At 36.5% G+C, this 26,397-nt stretch carries 27 protein-coding genes, 1 tRNA gene, 1 pseudogene and 5 riboswitches; of the genes and pseudogenes, 23 read left to right on the top strand and 6 right to left on the bottom strand.

Translation table 11 applies throughout. The features are described 5' to 3' along the window. The 3 genes from BAU27_RS14320 to BAU27_RS14310 all read left to right on the top strand — a co-directional run bounded on the left by BAU27_RS14320 (window position 1) and on the right by BAU27_RS14310 (window position 2,045). Window positions 1–70: transfer RNA gene (locus BAU27_RS14320), tRNA-Glu, on the top strand. A gap of 131 nt (window positions 71–201) precedes the next feature. Continuing rightward, complete coding sequence (locus BAU27_RS14315; RefSeq protein WP_071747759.1) at window positions 202–621, top strand: CBS domain-containing protein; 420 nt, start codon at window positions 202–204, stop codon at window positions 619–621. A 272-nt stretch (window positions 622–893) separates the two neighbouring features. Continuing rightward, entirely contained in the window at window positions 894–2,045 is a 1,152-nt protein-coding gene (locus BAU27_RS14310; protein WP_071747760.1) for a DUF3965 domain-containing protein, read from the top strand. Between the two features lie 241 nt (window positions 2,046–2,286). On the opposite strand, the gene BAU27_RS14305 is transcribed toward BAU27_RS14310, so the two are convergent. Beyond that, complete coding sequence (locus tag BAU27_RS14305) at window positions 2,287–2,619, bottom strand: hypothetical protein (protein ID WP_071747761.1); 333 nt, start codon at window positions 2,617–2,619, stop codon at window positions 2,287–2,289. A gap of 5 nt (window positions 2,620–2,624) precedes the next feature. Then, entirely contained in the window at window positions 2,625–3,785 is a 1,161-nt protein-coding gene (locus BAU27_RS14300) for an SH3 domain-containing protein (RefSeq protein WP_071771206.1), read from the bottom strand. Between the two features lie 259 nt (window positions 3,786–4,044). After that, window positions 4,045–4,156, top strand: a riboswitch (TPP riboswitch). 60 nt (window positions 4,157–4,216) lie between these two features. Continuing rightward, window positions 4,217–4,319, top strand: a riboswitch (TPP riboswitch). Window positions 4,320–4,401: 82 nt separating this feature from the next. On the opposite strand from BAU27_RS14300, the gene tenA reads away from it, so the two are divergent. The 18 genes from tenA (at window position 4,402) to kdpDN (ending at window position 19,846) form a co-directional block, all read left to right on the top strand. Continuing rightward, window positions 4,402–5,097, top strand: a complete 696-nt coding sequence (tenA, locus tag BAU27_RS14295) for a thiaminase II (protein ID WP_071747763.1) — start codon at window positions 4,402–4,404, stop codon at window positions 5,095–5,097. Beyond that, window positions 5,066–5,815 (top strand): ABC transporter ATP-binding protein, encoded by a 750-nt coding sequence (locus tag BAU27_RS14290; protein ID WP_071771205.1) that lies wholly within the window; start codon window positions 5,066–5,068, stop codon window positions 5,813–5,815. The genes tenA and BAU27_RS14290 overlap by 32 nt, the downstream gene beginning before the upstream one ends. Further along, window positions 5,815–6,567 carry an ABC transporter permease gene (locus tag BAU27_RS14285; protein ID WP_071771209.1) on the top strand — a complete coding sequence of 251 codons (753 nt, stop codon included), beginning with the start codon at window positions 5,815–5,817 and terminating at the stop codon, window positions 6,565–6,567. Before BAU27_RS14290 ends, BAU27_RS14285 begins: the two co-directional genes overlap by 1 nt. Continuing rightward, on the top strand, window positions 6,564–7,565 hold the full coding sequence (locus BAU27_RS14280; protein WP_071771204.1) for an ABC transporter substrate-binding protein: 1,002 nt from the start codon (window positions 6,564–6,566) through the stop codon (window positions 7,563–7,565). The genes BAU27_RS14285 and BAU27_RS14280 overlap by 4 nt, the downstream gene beginning before the upstream one ends. 10 nt (window positions 7,566–7,575) lie before the next feature. Beyond that, complete coding sequence (tenI, locus tag BAU27_RS14275) at window positions 7,576–8,196, top strand: thiazole tautomerase TenI (protein ID WP_071747765.1); 621 nt, start codon at window positions 7,576–7,578, stop codon at window positions 8,194–8,196. Further along, the gene (gene thiO, locus BAU27_RS14270; protein ID WP_071771203.1) at window positions 8,189–9,298 is read left to right on the top strand and encodes a glycine oxidase ThiO; all 1,110 of its coding nucleotides are present in this window, start codon (window positions 8,189–8,191) and stop codon (window positions 9,296–9,298) included. Before tenI ends, thiO begins: the two co-directional genes overlap by 8 nt. A gap of 15 nt (window positions 9,299–9,313) precedes the next feature. Then, window positions 9,314–9,517 carry a sulfur carrier protein ThiS gene (thiS, locus tag BAU27_RS14265; protein WP_001049508.1) on the top strand — a complete coding sequence of 68 codons (204 nt, stop codon included), beginning with the start codon at window positions 9,314–9,316 and terminating at the stop codon, window positions 9,515–9,517. A 2-nt stretch (window positions 9,518–9,519) separates the two neighbouring features. Then, window positions 9,520–10,290 carry a thiazole synthase gene (gene thiG, locus BAU27_RS14260; protein WP_071771202.1) on the top strand — a complete coding sequence of 257 codons (771 nt, stop codon included), beginning with the start codon at window positions 9,520–9,522 and terminating at the stop codon, window positions 10,288–10,290. After that, window positions 10,283–11,302 carry a thiazole biosynthesis adenylyltransferase ThiF gene (thiF, locus tag BAU27_RS14255; RefSeq protein ID WP_071771201.1) on the top strand — a complete coding sequence of 340 codons (1,020 nt, stop codon included), beginning with the start codon at window positions 10,283–10,285 and terminating at the stop codon, window positions 11,300–11,302. Before thiG ends, thiF begins: the two co-directional genes overlap by 8 nt. A 15-nt stretch (window positions 11,303–11,317) precedes the next feature. Next, complete coding sequence (gene thiD, locus BAU27_RS14250) at window positions 11,318–12,130, top strand: bifunctional hydroxymethylpyrimidine kinase/phosphomethylpyrimidine kinase (RefSeq protein ID WP_071771200.1); 813 nt, start codon at window positions 11,318–11,320, stop codon at window positions 12,128–12,130. 550 nt (window positions 12,131–12,680) lie between these two features. Then, window positions 12,681–12,828, top strand: a riboswitch (cyclic di-AMP (ydaO/yuaA leader). 93 nt (window positions 12,829–12,921) lie between these two features. Further along, a complete protein-coding gene (locus tag BAU27_RS14240; protein ID WP_071771199.1) occupies window positions 12,922–13,308 on the top strand; it encodes a hypothetical protein in 387 nt (128 codons plus the stop codon). Window positions 13,309–13,325: 17 nt separating this feature from the next. Further along, the gene (locus BAU27_RS14235; protein WP_071747773.1) at window positions 13,326–13,556 is read left to right on the top strand and encodes a hypothetical protein; all 231 of its coding nucleotides are present in this window, start codon (window positions 13,326–13,328) and stop codon (window positions 13,554–13,556) included. Window positions 13,557–13,818: 262 nt separating this feature from the next. Then, window positions 13,819–13,964: riboswitch (cyclic di-AMP (ydaO/yuaA leader) on the top strand. Window positions 13,965–14,062: 98 nt separating this feature from the next. Beyond that, the gene (locus tag BAU27_RS14230) at window positions 14,063–14,167 is read left to right on the top strand and encodes a SipW-dependent-type signal peptide-containing protein (protein WP_000887889.1); all 105 of its coding nucleotides are present in this window, start codon (window positions 14,063–14,065) and stop codon (window positions 14,165–14,167) included. After that, a complete protein-coding gene (gene kdpF, locus BAU27_RS14225) occupies window positions 14,164–14,244 on the top strand; it encodes a K(+)-transporting ATPase subunit F (protein ID WP_000972378.1) in 81 nt (26 codons plus the stop codon). The genes BAU27_RS14230 and kdpF overlap by 4 nt, the downstream gene beginning before the upstream one ends. A gap of 19 nt (window positions 14,245–14,263) precedes the next feature. Further along, window positions 14,264–15,931, top strand: a complete 1,668-nt coding sequence (kdpA, locus tag BAU27_RS14220; protein ID WP_071771198.1) for a potassium-transporting ATPase subunit KdpA — start codon at window positions 14,264–14,266, stop codon at window positions 15,929–15,931. A 13-nt stretch (window positions 15,932–15,944) separates the two neighbouring features. Beyond that, on the top strand, window positions 15,945–18,035 hold the full coding sequence (gene kdpB, locus BAU27_RS14215) for a potassium-transporting ATPase subunit KdpB (protein WP_071771197.1): 2,091 nt from the start codon (window positions 15,945–15,947) through the stop codon (window positions 18,033–18,035). Window positions 18,036–18,053: 18 nt separating this feature from the next. Further along, entirely contained in the window at window positions 18,054–18,635 is a 582-nt protein-coding gene (gene kdpC / locus BAU27_RS14210; RefSeq protein ID WP_071747776.1) for a K(+)-transporting ATPase subunit C, read from the top strand. 56 nt (window positions 18,636–18,691) lie between these two features. Then, window positions 18,692–19,846, top strand: a complete 1,155-nt coding sequence (kdpDN, locus tag BAU27_RS14205; RefSeq protein ID WP_083596007.1) for a KdpD-like non-kinase potassium sensor — start codon at window positions 18,692–18,694, stop codon at window positions 19,844–19,846. A 221-nt stretch (window positions 19,847–20,067) separates the two neighbouring features. Here kdpDN and BAU27_RS14200 read toward each other — a convergent pair whose 3' ends face one another. Continuing rightward, on the bottom strand, window positions 20,068–20,565 hold the full coding sequence (locus tag BAU27_RS14200) for a DinB family protein (RefSeq protein WP_071771195.1): 498 nt from the start codon (window positions 20,563–20,565) through the stop codon (window positions 20,068–20,070). A gap of 544 nt (window positions 20,566–21,109) precedes the next feature. On the opposite strand from BAU27_RS14200, the pseudogene BAU27_RS14195 reads away from it, so the two are divergent. Then, window positions 21,110–21,322 (top strand): annotated as a pseudogene (locus BAU27_RS14195) (tubby C-terminal domain-like protein); the annotation flags it as partial. 330 nt (window positions 21,323–21,652) lie between these two features. Further along, a complete protein-coding gene (locus tag BAU27_RS14190) occupies window positions 21,653–22,507 on the top strand; it encodes a patatin-like phospholipase family protein (protein WP_071747779.1) in 855 nt (284 codons plus the stop codon). Between the two features lie 38 nt (window positions 22,508–22,545). On the opposite strand, the gene BAU27_RS14185 is transcribed toward BAU27_RS14190, so the two are convergent. From BAU27_RS14185 to BAU27_RS14175, 3 genes are read right to left on the bottom strand one after another with little or no spacing between them, the layout of a single operon-like run. Beyond that, the gene (locus tag BAU27_RS14185) at window positions 22,546–23,541 is read right to left on the bottom strand and encodes an ABC transporter permease (protein ID WP_071771194.1); all 996 of its coding nucleotides are present in this window, start codon (window positions 23,539–23,541) and stop codon (window positions 22,546–22,548) included. Next, complete coding sequence (locus BAU27_RS14180; protein WP_071771208.1) at window positions 23,525–25,012, bottom strand: sugar ABC transporter ATP-binding protein; 1,488 nt, start codon at window positions 25,010–25,012, stop codon at window positions 23,525–23,527. The genes BAU27_RS14185 and BAU27_RS14180 overlap by 17 nt, the downstream gene beginning before the upstream one ends. Next, complete coding sequence (locus BAU27_RS14175) at window positions 25,009–26,121, bottom strand: sugar ABC transporter substrate-binding protein (protein WP_071747781.1); 1,113 nt, start codon at window positions 26,119–26,121, stop codon at window positions 25,009–25,011. The genes BAU27_RS14180 and BAU27_RS14175 overlap by 4 nt, the downstream gene beginning before the upstream one ends. Window positions 26,122–26,209: 88 nt before the next feature. Beyond that, window positions 26,210–26,315, bottom strand: a riboswitch (SAM riboswitch). Between the last annotated feature and the right edge of the window lie 82 nt (window positions 26,316–26,397).

The raw sequence follows: 26,397 nt of genomic DNA, 5'->3' as shown, positions 1-26,397 counted from the left end.
CCCGTTGGTCAAGTGGTTAAGACACCGCCCTTTCACGGCGGTAACACGGGTTCGAATCCCGTACGGGTCATAAAAAAAGAGTCAGCAATGTGCTGACTCTTTTTTATTATGTGTATGCCTCTTTTTTATCACCTTATTTTCCTCAAATAAATAAAGGGATTTAGGAAAAGCTATGGTATGTATTAAAAGGAGGAGATAAAAATGACGCGAGTTAGAGACTTTATGAGTACTCATATTGTACATTGTACGCCGTTAGATAATGTATATGAGGCTGCTGTAAAAATGAAGGAAGAATCGGTTGGATTGATTCCTGTTGTTGAAAATGAACAAGTTGTTGGGCTTGTTACTGATCGAGACTTAGTTGTTCGTGGGATTGCTGAAAAACATCCTGGATCTAATAAAATTACAAATATAATGACAACAAACATTGTTTCAGTTTCTCCAGATGATTCGATTGAAAAAGCTACAGAATTAATGGCACAGTATCAAATTAGACGCTTACCAGTAGTTGAGAGTGGGCAACTCGTGGGCATGCTAGCACTAGGTGATTTAGCTATAAGAGAATCGGCTGATGATCAAGCTGGCTTTGCTTTAAGTGAGATCTCGGAGCACATGGAATAAATTATGTATAAAAATCAGATACATCATTCTAGTATATATGGATTAAACTAATATGTTAGCGTGATGTATCTGAGGCATTATATAATAAATATAGCGTTAATATATTCGACAGTTTTATTAAAATTTATTATTCCTAATTTTTAATAAGAGGAAAAATGATATACTAATAGATATAAGTATTATGATAAGTTTTGAATATAACGATATTTATTGTTAATGATGTAATAATGGATTAATATTTCCTACGTAGATAAAAAGGAAAGGGGAATTATATGAGGGCTGTACAGGGCGATCCAAATTGGAATTTGGTTACAGATACATATATAGAACCAAACAATTTTGCTGAGTTATTTTCTTTGCTTGTACCTTGTCATCCAAAAGGTGGAGGGAAAGAGCGAACTATATTAGTATGGAAAGAAAAAGAGTTTTATAAAGAAGAAAATTTAGCGGCATTTATCGTATATGGAATGAATAAAGTAAAGGGCTTACCGCAGTTTCATAAAGATGAAATTCCAACTCTAGTACGTATTCTGCGTTTATGTCAAGAGATTGGTTGGTATGAAGAGGCAAATGCTTTTATGATAAGCCAGGGGCTAGATGAATTTGTCCAAACTTCATTGGAATATGAAACATGGGATCTTTTGACGCAAGCGGTTGCTTTAAACTATTTAATTATTAAATATCGTATTGGTGAATTAACAGATGGCGATGTAGAGATTTGGAATCGAGTTAAATTTAGTGAGAAATGTATAACAGATTGTAAGCATCTATTATCTCATAAAGAAGTATTGGAATTTACATTCTTTTATATGTGTAAGCGAGCTAAAATACTATCAAAAGAACAGTTAAATAGTGATATGATGAATCTAGCAATGTATTGTAATACTTTTGTGTATGATTTGTATACACACGACTTATTACGAAAGTATCGTAAGTGTACAGATTTTCTATCATATTATGGACCGAGTCAAGCAGTTTTAGCTTGTCAAAGAGCTGTGCTTTCTCAAATTTCAGACCGGTTAGATCCATTAAAGACAACGCATGTAGATGATTATTTATATGTGATGAAAGAAATGATGGAGCATATGACGATAGGGGTAATGGATCGATATGGTCATTTTATTGGAAAGTTGCTATCATATGTACCATTTTTTGAAATGATTCAAGTTCCACAGCATGCATATTATTGTGAAGAATTACTTTATATTTGTAAGGGCATTGAATACAAAGAAGAAATACTACGCAATTATATATTTATACAATTACATGATTGTTTACCATCCTTCTTTAAACTATTTCTTAAAAATAAGCGTTATGCAACGATTCATGATATTCTTTTCTATTGGTGCGACGATGAACAAAGAATGAGTTTAGAGAAAAAATATAATCTTAGTTTTATTTATGAAAAATATGCTTGTGGTTAAACCGTATTTTACATATTAAAAATTAATATAAATTAAAAAGGATCTCAAGTTTATGTGAGATCCTTTTTTTGTTAGTAAAACAAGGAGAAAGTAACTAAGATAAGAAATAACATTCCATAAAGGAGAAATTGTGCAGTATAACTTCCTTGTATACCAAAAAAAGTATTCATTTTTTTATATAAATTCAGTATATATTTCGTTGGGTTATCTTTGAAAGATTGGTACACAGTGTCTCCTCTTTCTAAGCTTCTTGTTCATGTTTTTGGTTATGAGGAACATTAACGTATCTAGCTATGAATAATAAAACACCCATAGAGAATACAGGAAGTATGGTAGATAAATAAAAACCATTACTAATTATATTTGTTATAAGAGCACTCAAAAGAAAAATTGCATTATAAATATGGGCTATTTTTTGTTTTAACCGCATTTGTAATGCTTCCATAATGATTTCTAAGGCAACAAAAGCAATAATGATAGATAAAAATACAGTGTTCGTATTATAAATGATTAAACAACAGATTAAACCTAAAAAGGCCAGGTATTCAATAAAAAGAGGTATATTACGTGGCATACAATTTACCTAACTAAATATGGCAGTGGGTTCACTGCATTTGTTTTTTCAAGATTCCATTCCCCATTATGTAATTCAAAATGGAGATGTTGCCCGTATGAATGACCTGTATTTCCCATATGACCGATTAATTGTCCAGCTCGCACCTGATCCCCAACTTGTACGGCACGATCCTTCATATGAGCATAAACTGTTGTATATAACTTTCCATTTATTTGATGGGCGACGAACACGACATTGCCGTAGCTAGCCGAATAATAAGATTTCACAACTTTACCTGCAGCAGCAGCTTGAATAGAGATGTTGCCCTGTGCTGCAATATCTATACCATAATGCATTTGTTCCCAGCGCATATCAAAAGTTGAGCTAATTCTTCCTTGAGTTGGAAATTTGAAAACAGCTGGAATTGATGAAGGTTGAGCTGTTTTAGTTTGTGATTGATTTTGATGTTGCACTATATAATGTTTTGCTACATATCCGTATCCTGTGCCAAAACGAATTTTATACCAAGTACCTACCGTTTCTACTACTTGTACTTGTGTACCATTTTGTAGCGAGCCAAGTAGAGTGCTACTTGTACTAGCCTTGCTACGTACATTTAATTTTGGTGTTGCAACAGTATAAGAAGGTGAACCTTGTACAGTTACACCTTTTACTAGAGGTGTGGATCCATTAGATACAAAGTTTTTTTGTACGTATCCAATTTGACCGTTATGTAATATTTTGTACCAATTCCCTTGTTCACCTTGAATGGTAATGAATTGACCATTTGGTAATATATCTAGAATAGAAGACCCTGTATTAGGTTCAGAACGAACGTTTAATGCGTTTGCATTTACGATATATTGATTCTTTGATTGAACATTTTTTTTGAATAGAATTGCATCTTTTTTTATGTAGCCTGTTTTGTTGTTAACAGATACTTTATACCAATCTTGAGTTGTCTCAAGAATAGTAACCGGGCTATTAAATCGAATGTTTTCAATTATTGCACTGTCTGCATTGTTATTTTGATGTAGTGCAACGTTGTCAATTTTTACATATCCAGTTTTTACTTTAGATGGTTGCGTAGCAGCAGCTGTTTGTATATCGGATTCTCCCATAGAAGGAAGTAAAGAAGCAATTGCGATAGTAGTGGCTGTTAAAGCAGTAGTTTTCATATTCATGTAATAAAGACCTCCTCTAGTTGTATAGTTGTAATTTTATTATAGTATAAAGATATAATATATTGGTCGTATTCACATAAATGTAATATGAAATCAATAAAAATAATGTTAGAAGAGAGGTTCGTATATAAATATTGTATATATCATTTGTGGGATCGCATTTATATTTATTTAACACATTATTATCTAATTAATAATTAAGAAAATTAAAACAGTTGATGATGTCTTATTACGGTGTTATACTGACAGTGATAATTTTATAGTTTGCTAGGAGAGCTGGTGTTGCCAGCTGAGAGTAGGCCGTAAGCCTTTGATCCTTTTCATTACCTGATCTAGATTATGCTAGCGTAGGGAAGCAATTCGGACACTAACAATGAGTCCCCGTTTCTTTGCGTATAGAAACGGGGCTTTTTTATTTGAAAATTTCATATTGAAACCACTAGGGGTGCTTGATGTGCTGAGAGAGGAATAATCCTTAACCCTTACAGACCTGATCTAGGTAATACTAGCGAAGGGAAGTGGACAACGAATAAATGTATAATTTTATTTGCTGTAACCACTTCTTATATAGAAGTGGTTTTTTATTTAGATACGTATATCGGAAGGGGATAGAGAAATGAAATTTTGCGATAGATTATTAGAAACTGTGCAACCTGTTTGGGAGAAAAGTCATAATCATCCGTTTGTAGTAGGTATGGGGGATGGCACGCTAGAAAAAGATAAATTTCAGTATTATATTATTCAAGATTATTTATATTTGTTAGATTATGCAAAGTTATATGCGATTGGTGTTGTAAAAGCAACGAATCCACAAGTAATGGGAAAGTTTGCTGAACAAATTGATGGAATTTTAAATGGAGAAATGACAATCCATAAACAGTATGCAAAAAGACTTGGCATTTCTGTACGAGAGATGGAATCTGCAAAACCATCTGCTAAAAATTTAGCTTATACAAATTACATGATGTCTGTATCTCAAAATGGCACACTTGCGGAATTAATAGCAGCACTTCTACCATGTATGTGGAGTTATTGGGAGATTGGAAAGCGTTTAAACGATATTCCTGGAGCAAGAGATCATGAGTTCTTTGGTGAATGGATTCAAGGATATAGTTCTGAAGAATACGGTAATCTTTGTATTTGGTTAATAGATTTATTAAATGAAATGGCAATTGGAAAGTCAGAGAAAGAGCTAGACCGATTAGAGGAAATTTTCTTATATTCCAGCCGATTTGAATATTTATTCTGGGATATGTCCTATCGTAAGGAGATGTGGGGTTTTGAGGAGCAAGAACATACTACAGTTTCATAATGTTTCTTTTCATTATGATGAGAAACCAATCATCGATGAATTAAATGCTTCTATACAAGAGAAAGAGTTTGTAAGCATTATCGGACCAAGTGGCTGCGGGAAAAGTACTTTATTTCGCCTTATTACGGGCTTAGAAGAAGCAAGTGCTGGACAAATAGAGCTGACAGAAACAAAGAGTCACCCTGTAGGATATATGCCTCAAAAAGATATGCTTTTGCCGTGGAGAACAATTATTGAAAATGCTGCGTTACCTTTAGAGTGCCAAGGTGTGCAGAAGAAAGAAGCGCAAGTAAAAGCGAAAGAACTGTTACATAAATTTGGGTTACAAGGATACGAGGCGAAATATCCGAAAGATTTATCTGGTGGTATGAGACAACGTGTATCTTTTATCCGAACTTTATTAACGGGCGGGGAGATATTATTGTTAGATGAACCGTTTAGCGCATTGGACGCTTTAACGAAGGCATCTTTGCAAGAATGGTTATTTGAACAATGGAAAGAGTGGGAAAAAACAATTTTATTTATCACTCATGATGTTGAAGAAGCGTTGTTTCTTTCTAATCGAATTTTCGTTGTAGAAAATCAACCGATAGCAACTTTAACTGAGCGAATTGTGCCGCTTGATCGTAACCGAACACGAAAGGATTTATATAGGCCTGAAGTATTGGCGCTTAAAGATGAGATCCTTAGTATGTTACAAAGGCAGGTACTTGTATGATGAACCGTTTGAAAGAATTAGTTCCTGCTCTTACACTTTCTGGTATTTTACTCATTATGTGGGAAGTGGGGGCAAGAATTGTAGATGAGATGTACATTTTACCGTCACCGTCTGCAATTGTAATGAAGATTTTGAAACTAAAAGACATATTATTTACGGTTCATTTACCGGCAACGTTATACGTCGTTTTAATAGGTGTTGCTATTTCTATCGTATTAGGTGTGGGGCTAGCGATGTTAATGAATGCGAGTACGTGGATGGAAAGAGCATTTTACCCATTATTAGTAGCTTCACAAACCATCCCGATTACAGCACTTGCGCCCCTATTTGTTTTATGGTTTGGATATACCATTTGGAGTAAGGTTGTTGTTACAGTTTTAATTACGTTTTTCCCTATTGCGGTCAATACGTATGATGGATTACGTAGTACGAAGAAAGAGTGGGAGGAGCTCTTAGTTACGTATGGTGCAACGAAAAAAGATATTTTTCTAAAGCTAAAGTTGCCATCTGCTCTTCCTTACTTTTTCTCAGCGTTAAAAATTGCAGTTCCGCTTAGTGTGATCGGGGCGGCAATTGGAGAATGGCTCGGTGCACAAGCTGGGCTTGGATATTTCAGTAAAAGAATGATGACGCAGTTAGATGGTGCGGGTGTATTTGCACCAATTGTATTGCTATCATTATTAGCTATTTTTTTCGTCATACTTATTTCTATGTTAGAAAAGAAATTCATTAGTTGGAGGAAGCATTCATGAAATTTTTAAAACGCATCTTTGTGTGTACATTATTAGTTGCAATGATTGCAGGGTGCTCGAGTAATTCAGCATCAGATAAGAGTAAAAAAGAGAAAGAAATAACAGTCATGCTTGATTGGTATCCGAATGCGGTGCATAGCTTTATTTATGCCGCAATTGAAAAAGGCTACTTTAAAGAAGAAGGAGTAAAGGTAAATATTAAATTCCCTTCTAATCCGACTGATCCATTAACGTTAGCTGCAGCAGGGAAAGTGACAGTTGGCTTGTATTATCAGCCAGATGTTGTTATGGCCAGAGCAAATGAACAAATTCCAGTGAAATCAATTGGAGCTGTCGTACGTTCACCGTTAAATCATGTCGTATCGCTGAAATCAGCAGGCATTCAATCACCGAAAGATTTAGAAGGCAAAACAGTAGGTTACTCTGGAACGCCTTTAAGTGAAGCGTATTTAAAAACGATGATAAAAGAAGATGGTGGTAATCCTGATACGGTGAAAGTAGTTGATGTCGGGTTTGATTTAGTGCCAGCATTAATTACGAAAAAAGTGGATGCTGTAACAGGGGCATACATTAACCATGAAGTACCTGTTATGCGCCATGAAGGCCATGAACCAGCGTACTTTAATCCAGCTGATTATGGAGTACCGAACTATCATGAACTTGTGTTTGTAACAGGTGATAAAACGTTGAAAAAAGATAAAGAAGCGCTGCAAGCATTTTTACGTGGGGCGAAAAAAGGGTATGACTTTATGAAGAAAAACCCTGATGAAGCATTAAATATTTTATTAGATCATCAAGAAAAAGAAAACTTCCCACTTGTGCCAGAAGTTGAAAAAGAAAGTATGAAAATTTTATTAGAGAAGATGGAAACGAAAGATGAGCCATTCTTATCAGATTCAAAAGAGTCTTGGGAGAAACAAAATAAATGGTTGAAAGACAAAGGAATGACGAAAGAAATCGTTCCAGCCGATGAGCTATTCGAAAATATTTTAAAGTAGGCGAATGAATATGAAAAATGAGCTCCACGTAATCTCAAATGGCCATATGCCATTCGAAGAGTTAGTGAATGTAGCGATGCAAATTGAGAGTGAGATTGATTATTTGCATATTCGTGAGCGTGAGAAAAGTACGAAGGAATTATATGAAGGTGTGGAAAGCCTTTTAAAAAAAGGCTTTCCAGCATCTAAACTTGTTATAAATGACCGAATTGATATTGCTATTTTATTAAATATCCCGCGTGTGCAGCTAGGATATCGAAGTACAGATGTAAGGTCAGTGAAAGAAAAGTTTTCGTATTTGCATGTTGGCTATTCCGTACATTCTTTAGAAGAAGCGATAGAGGCTTTTAAGAATGGGGCTGACTCGCTCATTTATGGTCATGTATTCCCAACAGAGTGCAAAAAAGGTGTGCCAGCGAGAGGGTTAGAAGAAATTTCGGACATTGCAAAGAGCTTATCGATACCGATTATAGCTATTGGAGGAATTACTCCTGAAAATACAAAGGATGTTCTTGCAAGTGAAGTAAGTGGAATTGCTGTTATGTCTGGAATTGTAAGTAATAGTAACCCGTATAGCAGAGCGAAATCTTATAAGGAATCAATAAGAAAGTGGGCGGAAAAACATGTGTAAGAAGTATGATGTAGCGATTATTGGCGGAGGTGTAATTGGTAGTTCAGTTGCACACTTTCTAGCAGAAAGAGGGCATAAAGTAGCGATTGTAGAGAAGCAAAGAATCGCATCTGAAGCTTCGAAAGCAGCTGCTGGTTTACTTGGTGTTCAGGCAGAATGGGATGCGTATGATCCGCTATTTGAACTTGCTAGAGAAAGCCGTGCTATATTTCCACAGCTTGCAGCAGTTTTACGTGAAAAGACGGGTATTGATATTGGCTATGAGGAAAAAGGGATATATCGCATCGCTCAAAATGAGGATGAGAAAGAGAGAATTCTTCACATTATGGATTGGCAGCAGAAAATAGGTGAAGATTCCTATTTTCTAACGGGAGACCATTTGCGGGAAAAAGAGCCGTTCCTATCCGAGTCAATTATAGGAGCGGTATATTATCCGAAAGATGGGCATGTTATTGCACCAGAGCTTACGAAAGCATTCGCACATTCTGCTGCAATTTCTGGTGCGGATATATATGAACAAACAGAAGTGTTTGATATCCGTATTGAAAATAATAAAGTGACTGGAATTGTGACAAGCGAAGGTGTAATCATATGCGAAAAAGTCGTTATCGCTGGAGGGTCATGGAGTACGAAATTACTACATTATTTCCATAGTGATTGGGGCACGTATCCTGTGAAGGGTGAAGTTGTTGCAGTAAGAAGCAAGAAACCGCTCTTGAAATCTCCTATTTTCCAAGAACGGTTTTATATTACGCCGAAGCGCGGTGGGCGCTACGTAATTGGAGCAACGATGAAGCCTCATACGTTCAATAAAACTGTGCAACCCGAAAGTATTACTTCTATATTAGAGCGTGCTTATACAATATTACCGGCTTTAAAAGAAGCAGAGTGGGAAAGCACATGGGCAGGGTTAAGACCACAATCGAATCACGAAGCTCCTTATATGGGAGAGCATGAAGAAATAAAAGGTTTATATGCTTGTACTGGGCATTATCGAAACGGTATTTTATTAAGTCCTGTTTCTGGTCAGTATATGGCGGATTTAATAGAAGGAAAGCAGGAGAATCACTTGCTAGATTCATTGCTTTCTAAAATAGTTTAGAAAGGGGCTGGAAGTTTGAATTTGAAAATTAATGGTAATCAAATTGAAGTGCCAGAGAGTGTAAAAACAGTAGCTGAGCTACTTACACATTTAGAGTTAGAAAACAGAATTGTTGTAGTAGAGCGTAATAAAGATATTTTACAAAAAGATGATCATACAGATACATCTGTTTTTGATGGAGACCAAATTGAGATTGTAACTTTCGTAGGAGGCGGTTGATTATGTTAAACATTGGACCATTTTCATTTCATTCTAGACTTTTATTAGGAACAGGCAAATTCCCTGATTTTGATGTGCAGCAAAAGGCAATTGATGTATCTGAGGCGGAGGTTTTAACGTTCGCAGTACGTCGTATGGATATATTTGATGCAAAGCAGCCTAATTTATTAGAGAAACTTGATGTGAAAAAATATAAGTTATTACCGAATACAGCTGGAGCAAAAAATGCCGAAGAAGCGGTTCGTATCGCAAAACTAGCAAAAGCTTCGGGGCTTTGCGACATGATAAAAGTAGAAGTTATTGGTGATGATAGAACATTATTACCTGATCCAGTAGAAACGTTAAAGGCATCAGAAATGTTACTAGAAGAAGGATTTATCGTTCTTCCGTATACATCTGATGATGTTGTATTAGCACGTAAATTACAAGAACTAGGTGTGCATGCAATTATGCCAGGAGCATCCCCAATCGGTTCAGGGCTTGGTATTGTGAATCCGTTAAATTTAAGCTTTATTATTGAACAAGCGACAGTGCCAGTTATCGTTGATGCTGGTATTGGTAGTCCAGCTGATGCAGCATTTGCGATGGAATTAGGAGCGGATGGTGTGTTATTAAATACTGCTGTGTCGGGAGCACAAGATCCTATTAAAATGGCACAGGCAATGAAATTAGGTATTGAGGCAGGACGTTTAGGGTTTGAGGCAGGTCGTATTGCACGTAAACGTTGTGCAACAGCAAGTAGTCCTTTAGAAGGAATGAGCGTAGTTGAATAATCGATATTCTCGCCAAGAATTATTTTCTCCAATTGGAGAAGAAGGGCAACGAAAGATAAGAGAAAAGCATGTGCTCATTATCGGTGCAGGTGCATTAGGTAGTGCAAATGCAGAGATGTTTGCAAGAGCTGGTGTTGGCACAGTAACGGTTGTTGATCGGGATTATGTTGATTGGAGTAATTTACAAAGGCAGCAATTGTATGCAGAGAGTGATGTAGAAAATAATCTTCCGAAGGCTGTAGCGGCAAAAAAACGTCTAGAAGAGGTTAATAGTGAAGTAAGAGTAGAAGCTCTCGTTCAAGATGTAACAGCTGAAGAGTTAGAAGAACTCGTTACAAATGTTGATGTAATTATCGATGCGACTGACAATTTCGAAACGCGTTTCATTGTGAATGATATATCGCAAAAATATTCTATTCCATGGGTTTACGGGGCATGTGTAGGGAGTTATGGCCTTTCTTACACAATTCTTCCAGATAAAACGCCATGTTTATCTTGTTTATTACAATCGATTCCGCTTGGCGGAGCGACATGTGATACAGCGGGTATTATATCACCTGCTGTATCTCTTGTCGTTTCTCATCAAGTAACGGAAGCTCTTAAACTGTTAGTGGAAGACTATGAATCGCTTCGCGATGGACTTGTGTCGTTTGATGTATGGAAGAATGAATATTCATGTATGAATGTACAAAAACTTCGTAAACACAATTGTCCTTCGTGTGGTGATAATGCGCTATACCCGTATTTAAATAAAGAAAACACTTCAAAAACAGCAGTTTTATGCGGGAGAAATACAGTTCAAATTAGACCACCTCATAAAGAGGAAATGAATTTTGAACAATATAAACAGCTGCTAGAAGGCCGCGTGAATGAGTTAAATGTAAATCCATATTTACTATCTTTCTCTGTTGAAGAAAAGAGGTTAGTTGCCTTCAAAGATGGCCGTGTACTTGTACATGGAACGAAAGATATAAGCGAAGCAAAGACGATTTATCATCGCTATTTTGGATAGAAAAGGATGAGTGAGATGGAAGTGAATAAAGCTTTAACAATTGCAGGATCTGACAGCGGAGGCGGTGCTGGAATTCAGGCGGATTTAAAAACATTCCAAGAGCTTGGTGTGTACGGAATGACAGCTATTACAGCAATTACTGCTCAAAACACGCTTGGCGTTCAAGGGGTATATCCTGTTCCATTAGAAGGTATTACGGAACAGCTGAATTCAATTGGTACGGATTTAACACCAGATGCTGTGAAACTAGGAATGTTATTTAGTAGTGAAATTATTCAAACTGTGGCAGAGCAGATTAAGAAATTTGGCTGGAATAATATTGTGCTAGATCCTGTTATGATTGCAAAAGGCGGAGCATCATTATTACAGCAAGAAGCAGTACAAGCATTAAAAGAATATTTATTACCAGTAGCAACCGTTGTAACACCGAATGTTCCTGAAGCAGAAGTGTTAACTGGGATGGAGATTCATAACGTTGAAGATAGTAAGAGGGCTGCGAAAGTATTGCATGAATTAGGTGCTAAATATGTGCTTATGAAGGGCGGACATGCAGAATATCAAGGGAATGAAGTAATTGATTTACTCTTTGATGGAGAAGAGTTTATTGAATTTAGAAGTGAACGAATTCCTTCGAAACAAACGCACGGAAGCGGGTGTACATTTGCTTCAGCAGTTACAGCTGGACTTGCGAAAGGGTACTCGATTGAAGAGGCGGTTCAAGAGGCAAAACAATTTATTAGTATAGCGATTGAAGAGCCATTGAATATTGGAAGTGGTCATGGACCGACGAATCATTTTGCGTATAAATTGCACAAAGTACAAGCATAAGTGAAAATTTAACCAGTGGGGATATACCCTCACTGGTTATTAATATTAATAGGGATTTAATATATGGTAATGAATTTGATTGGTTTAGCTTCTTTAAATGTGCCTTCTTAGATGAGTAAAGTGTATACAAGATGTGATGATATTAATATAAAAAATATAATGTATGGAATCATAGCTTTCTTATTATTACTTAGGTATTTACTATAAATTAATAACAAACAAGAAAGTAAAAAAATGATTTCTAATGTGGTGCGGAATTCAGTATAACTAGGAATGGTAACCAATATCGCTAGAATTATTAGTGACGAATTGCCTAGAATAGTTATTATTTGAATAAAATTTTTCTTTTTATCCTCGGTCATATACCATCCTCATTTCACCTTTAATTTTTAATTATTTCTTTATCTAGTATTATTACAATACGATTAATGAAAATTCCTATTGAATGTAAATATTTATAATGCTAAACAATAAAAAACTCCATTTTGAGGAGTTTTTTTATTGTTTACTTTTTCCAAACACAGGAGTAATATATCAGCCAGAATACATTTTTTGTAATACGCTGAGTCCAATTGTATGGAGCGGGGGAACCAATTTGTGCGTCGTCACTAGGGGTGAATCTTTCAGTTTTGAAAGTAGGGCTACTCTCAAAGCCCGAATCCGACAGCTAACTTCGTAAGCGTCTTGAGAGAGGACGGTGCCATGATGGATACATCTCTTCATCGGTCCGATTAGTATAGGGGAATATCAATCTATATTTGAGTTCTTTTATGCTAAGGAGGATGAGGTACATGGAACTAACACTTATTTGTGTTGGAGAAGAAAATAAGATAAAGAGTTTAAGAGAGCTAGTAGCATTTCAGCATGAGTTAATTATTTTTACAGCAAATGAGGAGATAGCAGCTGAAGTCAGGGGCTATGGATTTGAATCAGCTTATAGCTGTAATAAGGAGCAGGATTTTACTAGTATTTGCGAGTGTATTAAGAAGGTGATTCTGCTAGGGGATGAGCTTCCAATAGTTAGCTTTTGCGCAGAACGTATTCGCTTTTTTTTCCAAGCGCCTATTACTGTTGTTACAAGAAATAAACGATATCCAGCGAGGCTCTATGAAACGATTGGGGCTAAATTCGTGGTGTTTACAAATTGTGATAACATTTCTTTTTTATTTTTTGAATAGGGCGGAGGAGAGTGAATATGAAGGTGTTGTTACTAGGAGATATAGCGAATCGTTGGGCGGTATCGATAGAGAGAGTCGAAAAATTGATCCAGATGGATCCTCTTTTTCCAGGGCCATATATTATATTGCCATCGAAAGACGCTTTATATTTAAAAACAGATGTTATCGAATATGAGCAGCTACATGCAGAATTGTCACAAGTTTATATTCGCGGGAGAAATTTACGTGCTTTTTTACGAGGGGAATAAATAGTGAATGAAAAAAGAGTGAATGCTGAGTGCAACAAGCTATGCACTTCATGTAATTCGCTCTTTTTATTTCGTATTTAAAAGATCATTTCTGTGAAAAAGAAAGAAAAGACGAGAAAACGGATGAAAGAATATTAATAACACCTAATGTAAGCGTTTAAATAGATGGATATTTTCTTATTTTCAGTAATTTAACCCTTTACAAGTTAAATTTAGAGGAGTATATTTACTCTCATAAATCATTCATGAAATTTCCAAAAAAAACCTAAAATCGCTGAGTTCCAGAAATGGAGCGGGGGAACCAATTTTGTGCATTGTCACTTGGGGTGAATCTTTCAGTTTTGAAAGTAGGGCTACTCTTTAGGCCCGAATCCGACAGCTAACCTCGTAAGCGTTTAGAGAGGAGGTTTACTTTTTGTTGTTCATTTTTTGAACACTGAGTAGAGCTCAGTGTTCTTTTTTAATATTTTTATGGTAAATTTTAACAATTAAAGTGAGGGATTGTTATGTTAGATGTTGTGATGATCGGAATTTTTGTTGTATTAGTAGCATCGATGGCAAGTCTTGCAAGTTGGTCAGATAAAGTTGTGAAAGAAGGGAAGCAATCATGATGATTGCCTTATCGGTTATTGTTGCAGCGATTACGGTGTACTTAGTGTACGCATTATTAAATCCAGAAAAGTTTTAATTAGGGGGAATCATTCATTATGATTTGGGTTGCAGTTGTTATTACAATGCTCTTGTTTATTTTAGTAGCAAAGCCAACGGGGATTTATTTAGAAAAAGCTTTTCAAGGTAGCAAAACGCTAGATAAAGTATTCGGGCCTTTTGAAAAACTTATTTTTAAAATTACGGGTGTAAAAGAATACAATCAAACGTGGAAACAGTATGCATTATCATTAGTGTTACTCAATGGATTTATGATTGTGGTCGTATATTTCATTTTCAGATTACAAGGTGTGCTGCCGCTAAATCCAGCGCATATTGAGGGAATGGAGCCTACGCTTGCTTTTAATACAGCAATTAGTTTTATGGCTGATACAAATTTACAGCATTATAGCGGTGAAAATGGTTTGTCTTATTTATCACAATTAATTGGGATTACATTTTTAATGTTTGCGGCACCAGCAACGACATTAGCGCTCGTTATGGCTTTTATAAGAGGGCTTGCTGGAAAAGAACTCGGTAACTTTTTCGTAGATTTTACGAGAGCATTAACGAGAGTGTTTCTTCCTATCGCATTTATAGCAGCGTTAGTCTTTGTCGCACTTGGCGTACCGCAAACGTTAGACGGGGCAGTTACAGCACAAACGATTGATGGGGCAAAACAAAGTATTTTACGTGGTCCAGTTGCATCATTCGTTTCCATTAAGGAACTTGGAAATAACGGCGGAGGATTTTTCGGGGCAAACTCTACACATCCTTTCGAAAATCCAGGACAAATGAGTAATATTTTGCAAATGATGCTTATGATGTTATTGCCAACAGCACTTCCATTTACGTATGGAAGGATGGTAGGAAATAAAAAACAAGGTCGCATCCTTTTCGTGTCACTATTCATGGTGTTTTTACTAGGGTTTATAACGATTACGACATCTGAATTACATGGAAATCCAGCGTTAAATGGAATGGGTATCGAACATGTACAAGGAAGTACAGAAGGAAAAGAAGTAAGGTTCGGAACAGTATTTTCTTCCCTTTATGCGACAGTAACGACAGCTGCTGAAACTGGGGCTGTTAATACGATGCATGATACGTTAACGCCAATTGGTGGTCTAGTTCCACTCGTAAATATGATGTTAAATACAGTATACGGCGGCGTTGGAGCAGGTTTTGTAAACATTATTATGTATGCCATTATTGCAGTCTTTATATCTGGGTTAATGGTTGGACGGACACCAGAGTTTTTAGGTAAGAAAATTGAAGGTAAGGAAATGAAATTGATTGCGGTAACGATTTTATTTCATCCATTGCTTATTTTAGGATTTTCAGCATTAGCTCTTTCAACAAGCTTAGGAACGGATGCAATCTCTCATTCCGGTTTCCACGGTTTAACGCAAGTTGTATATGAATACACATCGTCAGCTGCGAATAACGGATCTGGATTTGAAGGCTTAGCAGATAATACACCGTTTTGGAATATTACGACTGGTTTAGTTATGTTTTTAGGACGCTATTTTAGTTTAATTACGATGCTAGCTGTGGCAGCTTCATTGAAAGAGAAGACGGTAGTACCAGAAACAGTCGGAACGTTCCGTACGGATAATGGTTTATTTGGAGGAATCTTTATTGGAACGATTGTAATTGTTGGTGCATTAACATTTTTCCCGATGTTAGTACTTGGCCCAATTGCAGAATTTCTTACATTGAAGTAATGGAGGGTAAATGATGAGACCGGTAGTAGTAAAAGAAAAACAAGTGAACGAGTCACAAATACATGCTGTAGAAGATGAGGTTAGACAAGCGAAAACGATGGATCGTGATATCGTAAAACATGCGATGAAACAATCCTTTGCGAAATTGAATCCGAAAGTCATGATAAAAAATCCGATTATGTTCGTTGTGGAAATTGGATTTATCATTACGTTAATTTTATCCTTTCTTCCAAGTAGTTCTAGTAGTGTACCAGGATGGTTTAATATAACAGTTTCTCTCATTCTATTATTTACAGTTTTATTTGCGAACTTTGCAGAAGCGTTAGCTGAAGGTCGTGGTAAAGCGCAAGCTGATTCTTTAAAACAATCGAAGAAAGATGTGTTTGCAAATGTTGTAAAAGAAAATGGAGACATTGTTCGAGTTTCAGCAACTGACCTAAGAAAAGGTGACGTTGTTATTGTAAAACAAGGAGAAATGATTCCGAATGATGGTGAAGTTATTAAAGGATTAGCGTCTGTAGATGAATCTGCAATTACAGGAGAATCAGCTCCTGTAATAAAAGAAGCGGGTGGTGATTTTTGTTCCGTAACAGGTGGAACGATGGTCGTAAGTGATGAGATTACGATTGTAATTACGAGTAACCCTGGTGAATCATTTATTGATAAAATGATTTCTTTAGTAGAAGGAGCTGCCCGTCAAAAAACGCCGAATGAAATTGCTTTAAATACAGTATTAACGAGTTTAACGCTTATTTTCTTAATCGTTGTTGTGACGTTGCCGATTTTTACAAATTATTTAGGGTTTCAAATTGATACAGCTGTACTTGTAGCGTTGTTAGTTTGTTTAATTCCAACGACAATTGGTGGGCTATTATCAGCGATTGGTATTGCTGGGATGGACCGCGTGACAAAGTTCAATGTGTTAGCGATGTCGGGTAAAGCAGTAGAAGCTGCGGGCGATATTAATACAATTATTTTAGATAAAACAGGTACGATTACGTTCGGGAACCGGATGGCACATACATTGCTTCCTGTAGGGAATGAAACGATTGAGCAAGTAGGAAAATGGGCTGCTATTAGTTCTGTTTTAGATGAAACGCCAGAAGGTCGATCTGTTATCGAATATGTGCAAGCGAAATCTATATCATATAATAGAGAACTTGCAGAACAAGGTGAGTTCGTTCCGTTTAAAGCAGAAACGAGAATGAGCGGTGTTGATTTACAGGACGGAACGAAAGTGAGAAAAGGTGCTGTAGGTAGCGTGATTGAATGGGTTAGGTCACAAGGCGGAACGATTCCGAAAGATGTAAATCAAAAAGCAGATTTCATTTCAAAAGAGGGTGGGACACCACTTGTAGTTGCAGTAGGTAATCGTATTTACGGTTTAATTTATTTAAAGGATACAGTAAAACCTGGTATGCGTGAGCGCTTTGAACAATTGCGCCAAATGGGGATTAAAACAGTTATGTGTACTGGTGATAATCCATTAACAGCAGCAACAATTGCAAAAGAAGCAGGGGTAGATGAATTCGTTGCCGAGTGTAAACCAGAAGATAAAATTGCAGTTATTAAGGCAGAGCAAGATAAAGGGAAACTTGTAGCGATGACGGGTGATGGTACAAATGATGCTCCGGCATTAGCGCAGGCTGACGTTGGATTAGCGATGAATAGTGGTACGACAGCTGCGAAAGAAGCAGCGAATATGATTGATTTAGATTCGAACCCGACAAAAATTATTGAGGTTGTAGGAATTGGTAAGCAATTGTTAATGACTCGTGGTGCGTTAACGACGTTTAGTATTGCGAATGACATCGCGAAATATTTCGCGATCATTCCAGCGATGTTTACACTTGCGATTCCGCAAATGGAAGCATTAAACATTATGAAATTAACATCACCGCTTTCAGCAATCTTAGCAGCATTAATATTTAATGCAGTTATTATTCCGTTACTCATTCCGCTAGCTATGAAAGGTATCGCATATAAACCGATGAGTTCGAATGCACTACTTAGCCGAAACTTACTCATTTACGGGCTTGGCGGAGTTATCGTTCCGTTCATTGGAATTAAAGTAATTGATATGATTGTCGGCTTGTTCATATAAGGAAGAGGGGGAAAAAAGATGGCGAAAAAACAAAGTATACTTTCACCAATTATTCGTATTACTTTTACATTTCTAGTCTTGTGCGGCCTCGTATACCCACTGATTGTAACTGGTATAGCGCAAGCGGTAATGAAGGATAATGCAGATGGAAGTCTTATATATAATGATAAAGATGAAGTAGTTGGTTCAAAATTAATCGGTCAAAATTTCACAGACCCACGTTATTTTCATGGACGTGTCTCTAGTATAGAATATAAAGCAGAAGCATCTGGTTCAAATAACTATGCACCGTCTAATCCAGATTTAGAGAAACGAGTAGAGAAAAGTATTGCAGACTGGAAGGAAAAAAATCCAACTGTTCCAGTTACAGAAGTACCGATAGATTTAGTGACGAATTCAGGTTCAGGGCTTGATCCTGACATTAGTCCGAAGGCGGCTTCCGTACAGGTAGATCGCATCTCGAAATTAACGAATATTCCGAAAGAAAAGCTAGATCAATTGATTAAGGATCAAACGGAAGGCGCTGCACTCGGCTTGTTTGGAGAAGATCGCGTGAACGTCTTAAAGTTAAATTTAGAATTACAGAAATTAATGAAATAGTAACAGTGCTACCTCAATCTAACGGATTGAGGTAGCACTGTTTCGAAAGAAAGGTTGTGAGTGTTTTGTATGCGGATGACTATAAACCGATGTTTCAAAGGCGAACGCCAGAAGAGTATTTAGAATATATTCGTCAGCAAAATCGCGGGAAGTTAAAGCTATACGTAGGGGCTGCCCCAGGAGTAGGGAAAAGTTATAAAATGCTCTTTGATGCAAGAGAGATGAAAAAAGATGGTATTGATATTGTAATTGGTTTAATTGAAACACATGGGAGAATTGAGACGGAAGAAGCAATTGCTGATTTAGAAAAAGTTCCGTTAAAAGAAATAGACTATAAAGGAAAGGTATTTTATGAGCTTAATGTGGAAGGAATTATAAAACGTGCACCGCAAGTAGTTGTAGTGGATGAACTCGCGCATAGTAATATTCCTGGATCTAAAAATAAGAAGCGTTATATGGATGTTCAAGAATTGCTAGAGGCTGGTATATCAGTATTATCAGCATTTAATATTCAACATTTAGAAAGTGTTCATGACATTGTAGCTCAAATTACGAATGTAAAAGTAAGAGAGCGTATTCCAGATTTTATTTTGCAAAAAGCAAATGAAATTCAGCTCGTTGATGCAACACCTGAGGTATTAAGGAAGAGATTAATAGATGGAAAGATATATAAGGAAGAAAAAATAGAGCAAAGCTTACAAAACTTCTTTACGCTTAATAATTTAGGAGCACTAAGGGAATTATCGCTTCGGGAAGTTGCAGATGATATGGATGAGAAAATTAGTCAAACAGTTATAGAACCGATTGGCGTAAAAGAAAAAATTCTCGTTTGTGTACAATACAGTTCAACAGCAGAGAAATTAATACGGAGAGGTTGGCGCATGGCTGATCGGTTAAACGCTGAATTGTATGTTTTAAACGTGGAACGGGAAAACATAGATTCACTTCCAGCAGGGAAAAAGCAAACAATTGAAGAGTGGAAGTCGCTAACGAATCAATTTGATGCAAGTTTTGTATTAGAAGAAGCGAAAGGAAGAAAGCCAGCTGATGTTATTATTGAAGTCGCGAAAAAACTACAAGTAACGCAAATTTTACTTGGGCAATCGGCAAGAACACGGTGGGAGGAAATACGAAAAGGTTCTATTGTAAATGAAATTATGAGAGAAACGAAGTATATTGATATTCATATTGTTGCGGATCAAAGAGCTTAAAATAGAGACCTCCTTTCGGGAAGTCTCTAAGGTGTTGTGTATGAGTATACTACTTCTACTCATTAGGTAGCATAGTAAAAAAATTCAAATCCGTCAGGGTTTATTTGATAGCCTACTTTTAGAACATCTATAAACGATAATAAAATACTACATGAAAAGACCATATTTTGTATAAAAATATGTCTTAAGTTGATGGGTATGGGATGGAGCCTTATCCTTGTTTAGAACGGATATCCGCCTGTTGGCGGTGGCCAAGCACTAAATAATCTGCGAATCAGCACAATTTCTCCTAAATGGTAGGAGTTGTGAGATGCAATATTGCGTAGAACACCGCCAGGGGTTTCACCAGGCCATTCCTCCAATGTCTGGTCCAATTGAACAGTTTGGGCAATCGTACATGCCTGCTCAATCCCTTGAAGAAAATACTGAATACTCTGTTGCCACTCTTCCTCACTGGCAGGCCATTCTTCTTCAGGCCAGCTCTCTTTTACATGGGCAGGTAATGCAGGCTTCTTCCCCTGAGCGGATAATAAGAGAAAATCTTGCCAGTAGGTCATGTGTTTCACTAATTGATAAATAGAATAAGGTAGTTCCTCTCTGCGTTTTCCCGCAAGCGCCACGTCTATATCCGACAAAGCATTCTTGATGGGAAGATGTCCTCGTTCTCCTCTTAACGATTTTACTAATGCCTGGCTAAACGCTTTATTTGATTGCTCCATAATAACTGACTCCCATCCTGTTTTATTTGCTAATTTGCTGATTTTATGGTCGGTCTCTTTTATATGCACTAAATATATTAGAGAAGCTTTACGACTATTAAGAGAAAGTAAAATAAGGAAAAAATAACAAGAATCACTGACTTCTTAATGTACAGGAAATCGTTGATTTTTATTTGAATTGTACCTTAATGTACAATTGTAGTAACAGATAAATCAAAGGTTTGAATGACAACATCCAGGTCTGCGTTAATGTCAACCACTTTTGATTTTAGCTTGTCCAATCCCTCCTGAATTTTATCCAATTGATATTATTGTGAATGAACTATGAGTTGATTATAATGATTAGAGTGAACTCTAAGTCAAGAAAAAAATAATAAAAGGATAGTTATTCTATTATGAGGGAGTTCGCGAAGCAAAAATAGCGCTACTATACTAAGGTCATTCATGCGTGATAATACATTAATTAAATATATGTATATACATAGTTTCTCAGAGTGATGTGATGTCAGGTATGAGCTGTGTAACAACTAGAGGTGATTGAAGAATATTTACCTTTACATATAAGACAGAAGAATATGTTGTTCACAAAACTTCACTTGGGATCGGAAAGTTATTACGAAAGGGCTATGTAATCGCAGATTGGAATATTCGTCTTGAGGAAGATATGTATTACATCGAGATGAATGTATATTATGATGATTATATAGAGGGTCAATACTTACTGTTAGGCGTATTTCATGCGGTTTTGTATGGGTGATAAAGTGAAACTTTAATCAGTAGGGGTTTTGTTCATCCCCCACTGATTAGCAGCCCGACTCCCACCTAACTTCTTCGCTTCAGCTGAATTTTGAGGTGGAAGTCTTACTGCCCGCAAATAGTGGGATAAATAAGAAGTACCGGTATTCTTCATGGGAAGGATGCCGGTATTTTTTATGTGGTTCTGGTGTTACTCCTAGGAAAAGAAAAAATCCCTCCATTTCAAGCCTTTTGAATATAGTTTCTGAAAGAACTCATATATAATAGAAAAAGATACTTAACATAGTGAATAATTAAAGAGTCAATATATAGAGAAAGAGGAGAGAGTAACATGCTTGAAAATACGGGTTTAGTATTGGAAGGCGGCGGTATGCGCGGTGTATATACTGGCGGGATATTAGAATACTTTATGGAACAAGATTTATATTTTCCATATGTAATCGGTGTATCAGCTGGTGCTTGCCATGCAGCGTCGTATCTTTCCAGACAAAGGAATAGAAATAAGACAGTAAATATTGATTATGCATCACATCCGCAATATTTATCGTATAAAAACTTATGGAAAAAGCGTCAATTATTTGATATGGATTTCATCTTTCATGAAATTCCAGAAAAACATGTCCCATTTGATTTTGACACATACTTTAATAGTCCAGAGCGTTTCCTTGTAGGAACAACAGATTGTGAAACAGGACAACCCGTTTATTTTGAAAAAGAGGGAACGAATGATGATGCGTTAAATTTATTGCAAGCGTCTAGTTCATTGCCTTTCATTGCACCAGCAGTAAATTACCGTGGTAAGCAACTGTTAGATGGCGGGATTTCAGATCCGATTCCAGTTCGTAAAGCACAGGGAGATGGGTTTGAAAAATCAGTCGTTATTTTGACGAGAAATCATGGCTATGCGAAGAAAAAATCAAAATTTGGTTGGGTTGCAGCGAAAGCTTATAAAAAATATCCGAACCTTGTTAACGCGATGCTGAATCGTTATGAAGTGTATAATGAAACACTTCACTACATTGAAAAAGAAGAGCAAGCGGGTAATTTATTTGTCATTAGACCAGAAGTGCCTCTTCAAGTGGATCGTATGGAAAAAGATAAGGCAAAATTGCAAAGTTTATATGAGCAAGGCTATGAAGATGCAAAGAGAAAATTTGCAGATTTACAGGCGTTCTTGCAAAAATAATAATTAGGCTGCGGAGAAGAAGTTCTCCGCAGCCTTTTTTATTTACGCTTCTTTTTAATAAACGAAAAGGCTAAAGCTGTAATCAAAATACTGCCTTTAATAATATCCTGTGCATAATAAGGAACGTTCATCATTGTGAGGCCATTTAATATAATTCCGATTAATACCGAGCCGAGGAATGTTCCGACTATATTGGGTTTCTTGGCACCGAACATTGCATAACCGATATAGGCAGCTGCAACTGCATCCATTAATAATGGGGCACCAGCTGAAACTTGCCCTGTTCCAACGCGGCTACATAGAATAATTCCGCCAATAGAAGCTAGTAAACCGCTAATCATATAAGCATACACACGGTAACGATCAGTAGGGATACCGGCTAGTCTAGCAGCTTCTCGATTCCCACCTGTCATATAAAAGAAACGACCGTACGTTGTTTTTTCTAAAAATAGATGTGCAATTAAAACGACGATAAGCATGATAATGACAGGGACTGGAATTCCTAAAATGGAACCTTGACCGATAAATAAAAAAGATGGAATAAAATGTCCTGTGGCACCCGACATTCCTTCATATATTGAAGATCCTTTTGAAAATGTTAAGTGTAGTCCATTCACGATATACATGATACTTAGTGTAGCTAGTAAATCTGGTAGTTTAATTCGGATAACGAGTAGTGCATTTAATAATCCAACTAATAGTCCACACAGAATAGGAACAAGGAGTGTGACTAATAGTTCTTGTCGATATAAAACGAGACAAGAAGCGGCGGCAATTGTTGCTAAACTAGCGGTAGAGCCGACTGATAAATCAAACCCATCTACAATTAATGTAAAGGTAACGCCGATTGCTAGTAATGTCACAATGGAAATAGAGCGTAAAATATCACTAATATTGTTGTATGTTAAAAAAGAATCATTGACGATAGAGAAAAAAATTGTAACACCTATAATAATAGCAACTGTACTAAATTGATAAAAAAGATGAGTAGGTAAATATAGTTTCTTAGTTTTAGTTTTATGAACGAGATTCAATGGAAAAGCTCCCTTCAGATAAATGTAAAAGCTGTTCAGGAGATAGGTCATTCGGCAAGTACTCACCTACAAATTCTCCGTTTGCCAGTATAAGAATGCGATCAGCGATATGTAGTGCTTCATCTTGTTCTCCTGTGAAATAAATTACGGAACTCCCGTTTTCTGTAATGTTGCGAATGAATTGAAAAATGTCTTGTTTCGCAGCTATGTCTACACCTTTAGTTGGCTCGTCCAAAAGAAATAGATTAGGTTTGAATCCATTCCATTTTGCAATTGAGACTTTTTGTTGATTTCCACCGCTAAGTGAATGAATAAAGGCTTTTGGGTCATTGGGTGAAATGCTGAAAGAAGAAATTGCCGTAGTAGCATTATTTAATTCGGTTTGTTTTCGTCTCCAACCTGATTGGTGTAAATTAGTGTGACTTATAATATCTTCCGAAAGAAATACACCTTGTTTTCTTCTTTCTTCTGGTACAAGTGCGATTTTCGCTTTAATCGCATCTCGCGGTGTTTTAATTGTTATGTTGTGACCATCTATTTCTGCGTGATAAGTATGACGAGCACCAAATAAAGTTTCAGCAAGTGTTGTTTTTCCACTTCCAATTAATCCGTATATCACAACAGTTTCTCCTTTTCGTATTGTAAGAGAAAGGGGAGAATGATCTTCGTGTAATTGAAGCTCTTGTACTTTAAATATTTCCTCGCTCCCGATTTTTGGTGCTGTATTAATAGGGAGTGTAAGTTGTTTTCCAGTCATTGCTTCAACAATTTGTTGATCTGTAATCGTTGTAATGGCTTGAGAAAGGGCAACTTTACCGTTATGTAGTACAGTTACATCATCCGCGAAATTTCGAATCTCTGATAAACGATGAGAAACTAGGAGGATGCCAATTCCTTTTGATGTTAAATCTTTTAATAGTTTCCCAAAGGATTCAACTTCTTTTGGTCCAAGAGAAGAAGTAGGCTCATCTAATAAAAGATAATTTGTATTGTTAGATAGGGCTCTTGCGATAAGAAGTAATTGTTTTTCATGTAATGAGCAGTTTGAAACATCTTCTGAAACATTTAAATCTACTTGTACAATTTGCAAATGTTGTTTAGCGAGTGCAACTAATTTTGACCTTGAAAATAGTACTTTATTTTGCATTGCTAAATGATCAATTAGTACATTTTCTAATACAGATAATCCGGGAATAAGTCCGTGATCTACTTCTTGTGTTACGAAAGAAATACCGTACTTTTTTGCATCGCGTGGTGAAGTGAAGGAAACAGACTGATTATCAATTTTTATATCGCCAGCAACTGGTTGAATTTCACCAGTTGCTATTTTTAGTAAAGTACTTTTTCCCGCACCATTCATTCCTAGTAAAGCGTGCACTTTTCCTTTTTGAATATGAATAGAAACATCTTCTAAAACAGGTGTAGCTACATGATAAGAATGTGTAATGTTTTGAAGAGAGAATGTCATCATTTTTTCTCCTTCTCTAATTTTTTCATCCAAGGAGAATATGCATCTTTTGAGTCACCCCAACCGTTTATATGTTTTGATAATTGATCCATTGTTATATTTTCTTTTGGTAAACTACTTTTCTTTACTAAATAAGGTTCTAGTGAATAAATATCTGGCGTTTGTTCACCGGCAATTTTTTTGTATAAGAATCGCACTTGAACTTTACCTACTTCAGCTGGATCAGTTGCAGCTGTAGCAGCCCAAGGTGAGTTTTCTTTTTGCATGAGTTGTAAATCTTCATTACTTAAGTCAATGCCATATACTTTTATATCTGTACGACCGGCTTGTTCAAGTGCTTTAACAGCCCCTTTAGCAAACTCATCCCATGAAGCGAAAATAGCTTGTAAATCTCCTTTTTTCGGATATTTTTTTAGTAAGGCTTCTACTTGTGTTTGTGTATCAAGCGGTGTGTTATTACTTGCAGTACCGAATCGCGCAACTTCTTTTATATTTGGATAACGTTTATAAAAGGCATCAATGATAACATTGCGACGTTCCATTGGAGCAAATCCGCCAACCCATACGACTGCGATATTTCCTTGTCCATTCAAATCTTCCGCTAACGTTTTTAATGATTTCCATGCAAGACTATAGTCATCTTGATCAATAATTGTCACACCTGGCAAGCGTAGATCGTTATCAAACGCAACTACGGGAATATTCGCCTGTAACGCTTTTTCTACTCCAGGTTTTAGTGCTTCAGAGCGGCCGTGATCAATTAAAATACCATCCACTTTTGAATTAATAGCAGTATCTAAATTTGCAGCCATTTTTGCTAAATCGTTATCAGAATTGTAGACTTGTACACTGCCGCCGAATAGCTCGACTTGTTTTTTGACGCCCTCAATATATTGAGAGGAAAAAGTTCCGATGGACATTTGCATAATTAATGCGATTTTTAATGGCTTCTTCATTTGGCTTGGAACTTCTGTTTGTAAGTGGTTTTCTACCGTTGTAGTCGCCTTTTTCACAGTTTCTTGCTTTTGTGAAGAGATAGCATCTTGTTCATTTGTACACGCTGTTAATGTAAATAAGAGAAAAATAAGTACGATGGAACATAATTTTTTCATAAAAAAATCCCTCCTAAACTAAGAAGAGAGAGGAGGGAGTGAAAATAAAAAACGCCTTTTCATATAGAAAAGACGTCTTATCATATTACTCTTATCTTTCAACACAATGTGTTGTAAGAATTAGCACCGTGCCCATAAATGGGTCGGTTGCCGGGCTTCGTAGGGCTCATCCCTCCACCTGCTCTTGATAAGACATCGAATATTTAACTATTTCGAATTATTTCACAAATAAATGGTGTTGTCAAACAGTATTTATAAAAAAAATCCCTCAGGAAG

The sequence above is a fragment of the Bacillus sp. NH11B genome (assembly GCF_001884205.1).
Lineage (GTDB): Bacteria > Bacillota > Bacilli > Bacillales > Bacillaceae_G > Bacillus_A > Bacillus_A proteolyticus.
This window is presented reverse-complemented; position numbering and strand designations above follow the sequence as displayed.

Bases quoted from the DNA above. Each gene is read 5' to 3' on its own strand.
- BAU27_RS14315 (WP_071747759.1), top strand. From the start codon at position 202: ATGACGCGAGTTAGAGACTTTATGAGTACTCATATTGTACATTGTACG.
- thiO (WP_071771203.1), top strand. From the start codon at position 8,189: ATGTGTAAGAAGTATGATGTAGCGATTATTGGCGGAGGTGTAATTGGT.
- BAU27_RS14240 (WP_071771199.1), top strand. From the start codon at position 12,922: ATGGAACTAACACTTATTTGTGTTGGAGAAGAAAATAAGATAAAGAGT.
- BAU27_RS14285 (WP_071771209.1), top strand. From the start codon at position 5,815: ATGAACCGTTTGAAAGAATTAGTTCCTGCTCTTACACTTTCTGGTATT.
- kdpB (WP_071771197.1), top strand. From the start codon at position 15,945: ATGAGACCGGTAGTAGTAAAAGAAAAACAAGTGAACGAGTCACAAATA.
- BAU27_RS14190 (WP_071747779.1), top strand. From the start codon at position 21,653: ATGCTTGAAAATACGGGTTTAGTATTGGAAGGCGGCGGTATGCGCGGT.
- BAU27_RS14305 (WP_071747761.1), bottom strand. From the start codon at position 2,619: ATGCCACGTAATATACCTCTTTTTATTGAATACCTGGCCTTTTTAGGT.
- kdpF (WP_000972378.1), top strand. From the start codon at position 14,164: ATGATGATTGCCTTATCGGTTATTGTTGCAGCGATTACGGTGTACTTA.
- kdpA (WP_071771198.1), top strand. From the start codon at position 14,264: ATGATTTGGGTTGCAGTTGTTATTACAATGCTCTTGTTTATTTTAGTA.
- tenI (WP_071747765.1), top strand. From the start codon at position 7,576: ATGAAAAATGAGCTCCACGTAATCTCAAATGGCCATATGCCATTCGAA.
- BAU27_RS14310 (WP_071747760.1), top strand. From the start codon at position 894: ATGAGGGCTGTACAGGGCGATCCAAATTGGAATTTGGTTACAGATACA.
- BAU27_RS14180 (WP_071771208.1), bottom strand. From the start codon at position 25,012: ATGATGACATTCTCTCTTCAAAACATTACACATTCTTATCATGTAGCT.
- BAU27_RS14235 (WP_071747773.1), top strand. From the start codon at position 13,326: ATGAAGGTGTTGTTACTAGGAGATATAGCGAATCGTTGGGCGGTATCG.
- thiD (WP_071771200.1), top strand. From the start codon at position 11,318: ATGGAAGTGAATAAAGCTTTAACAATTGCAGGATCTGACAGCGGAGGC.
- BAU27_RS14280 (WP_071771204.1), top strand. From the start codon at position 6,564: ATGAAATTTTTAAAACGCATCTTTGTGTGTACATTATTAGTTGCAATG.
- kdpC (WP_071747776.1), top strand. From the start codon at position 18,054: ATGGCGAAAAAACAAAGTATACTTTCACCAATTATTCGTATTACTTTT.
- BAU27_RS14300 (WP_071771206.1), bottom strand. From the start codon at position 3,785: ATGAATATGAAAACTACTGCTTTAACAGCCACTACTATCGCAATTGCT.
- BAU27_RS14175 (WP_071747781.1), bottom strand. From the start codon at position 26,121: ATGAAAAAATTATGTTCCATCGTACTTATTTTTCTCTTATTTACATTA.
- BAU27_RS14200 (WP_071771195.1), bottom strand. From the start codon at position 20,565: ATGGAGCAATCAAATAAAGCGTTTAGCCAGGCATTAGTAAAATCGTTA.
- BAU27_RS14230 (WP_000887889.1), top strand. From the start codon at position 14,063: ATGTTAGATGTTGTGATGATCGGAATTTTTGTTGTATTAGTAGCATCG.
- tenA (WP_071747763.1), top strand. From the start codon at position 4,402: ATGAAATTTTGCGATAGATTATTAGAAACTGTGCAACCTGTTTGGGAG.
- thiG (WP_071771202.1), top strand. From the start codon at position 9,520: ATGTTAAACATTGGACCATTTTCATTTCATTCTAGACTTTTATTAGGA.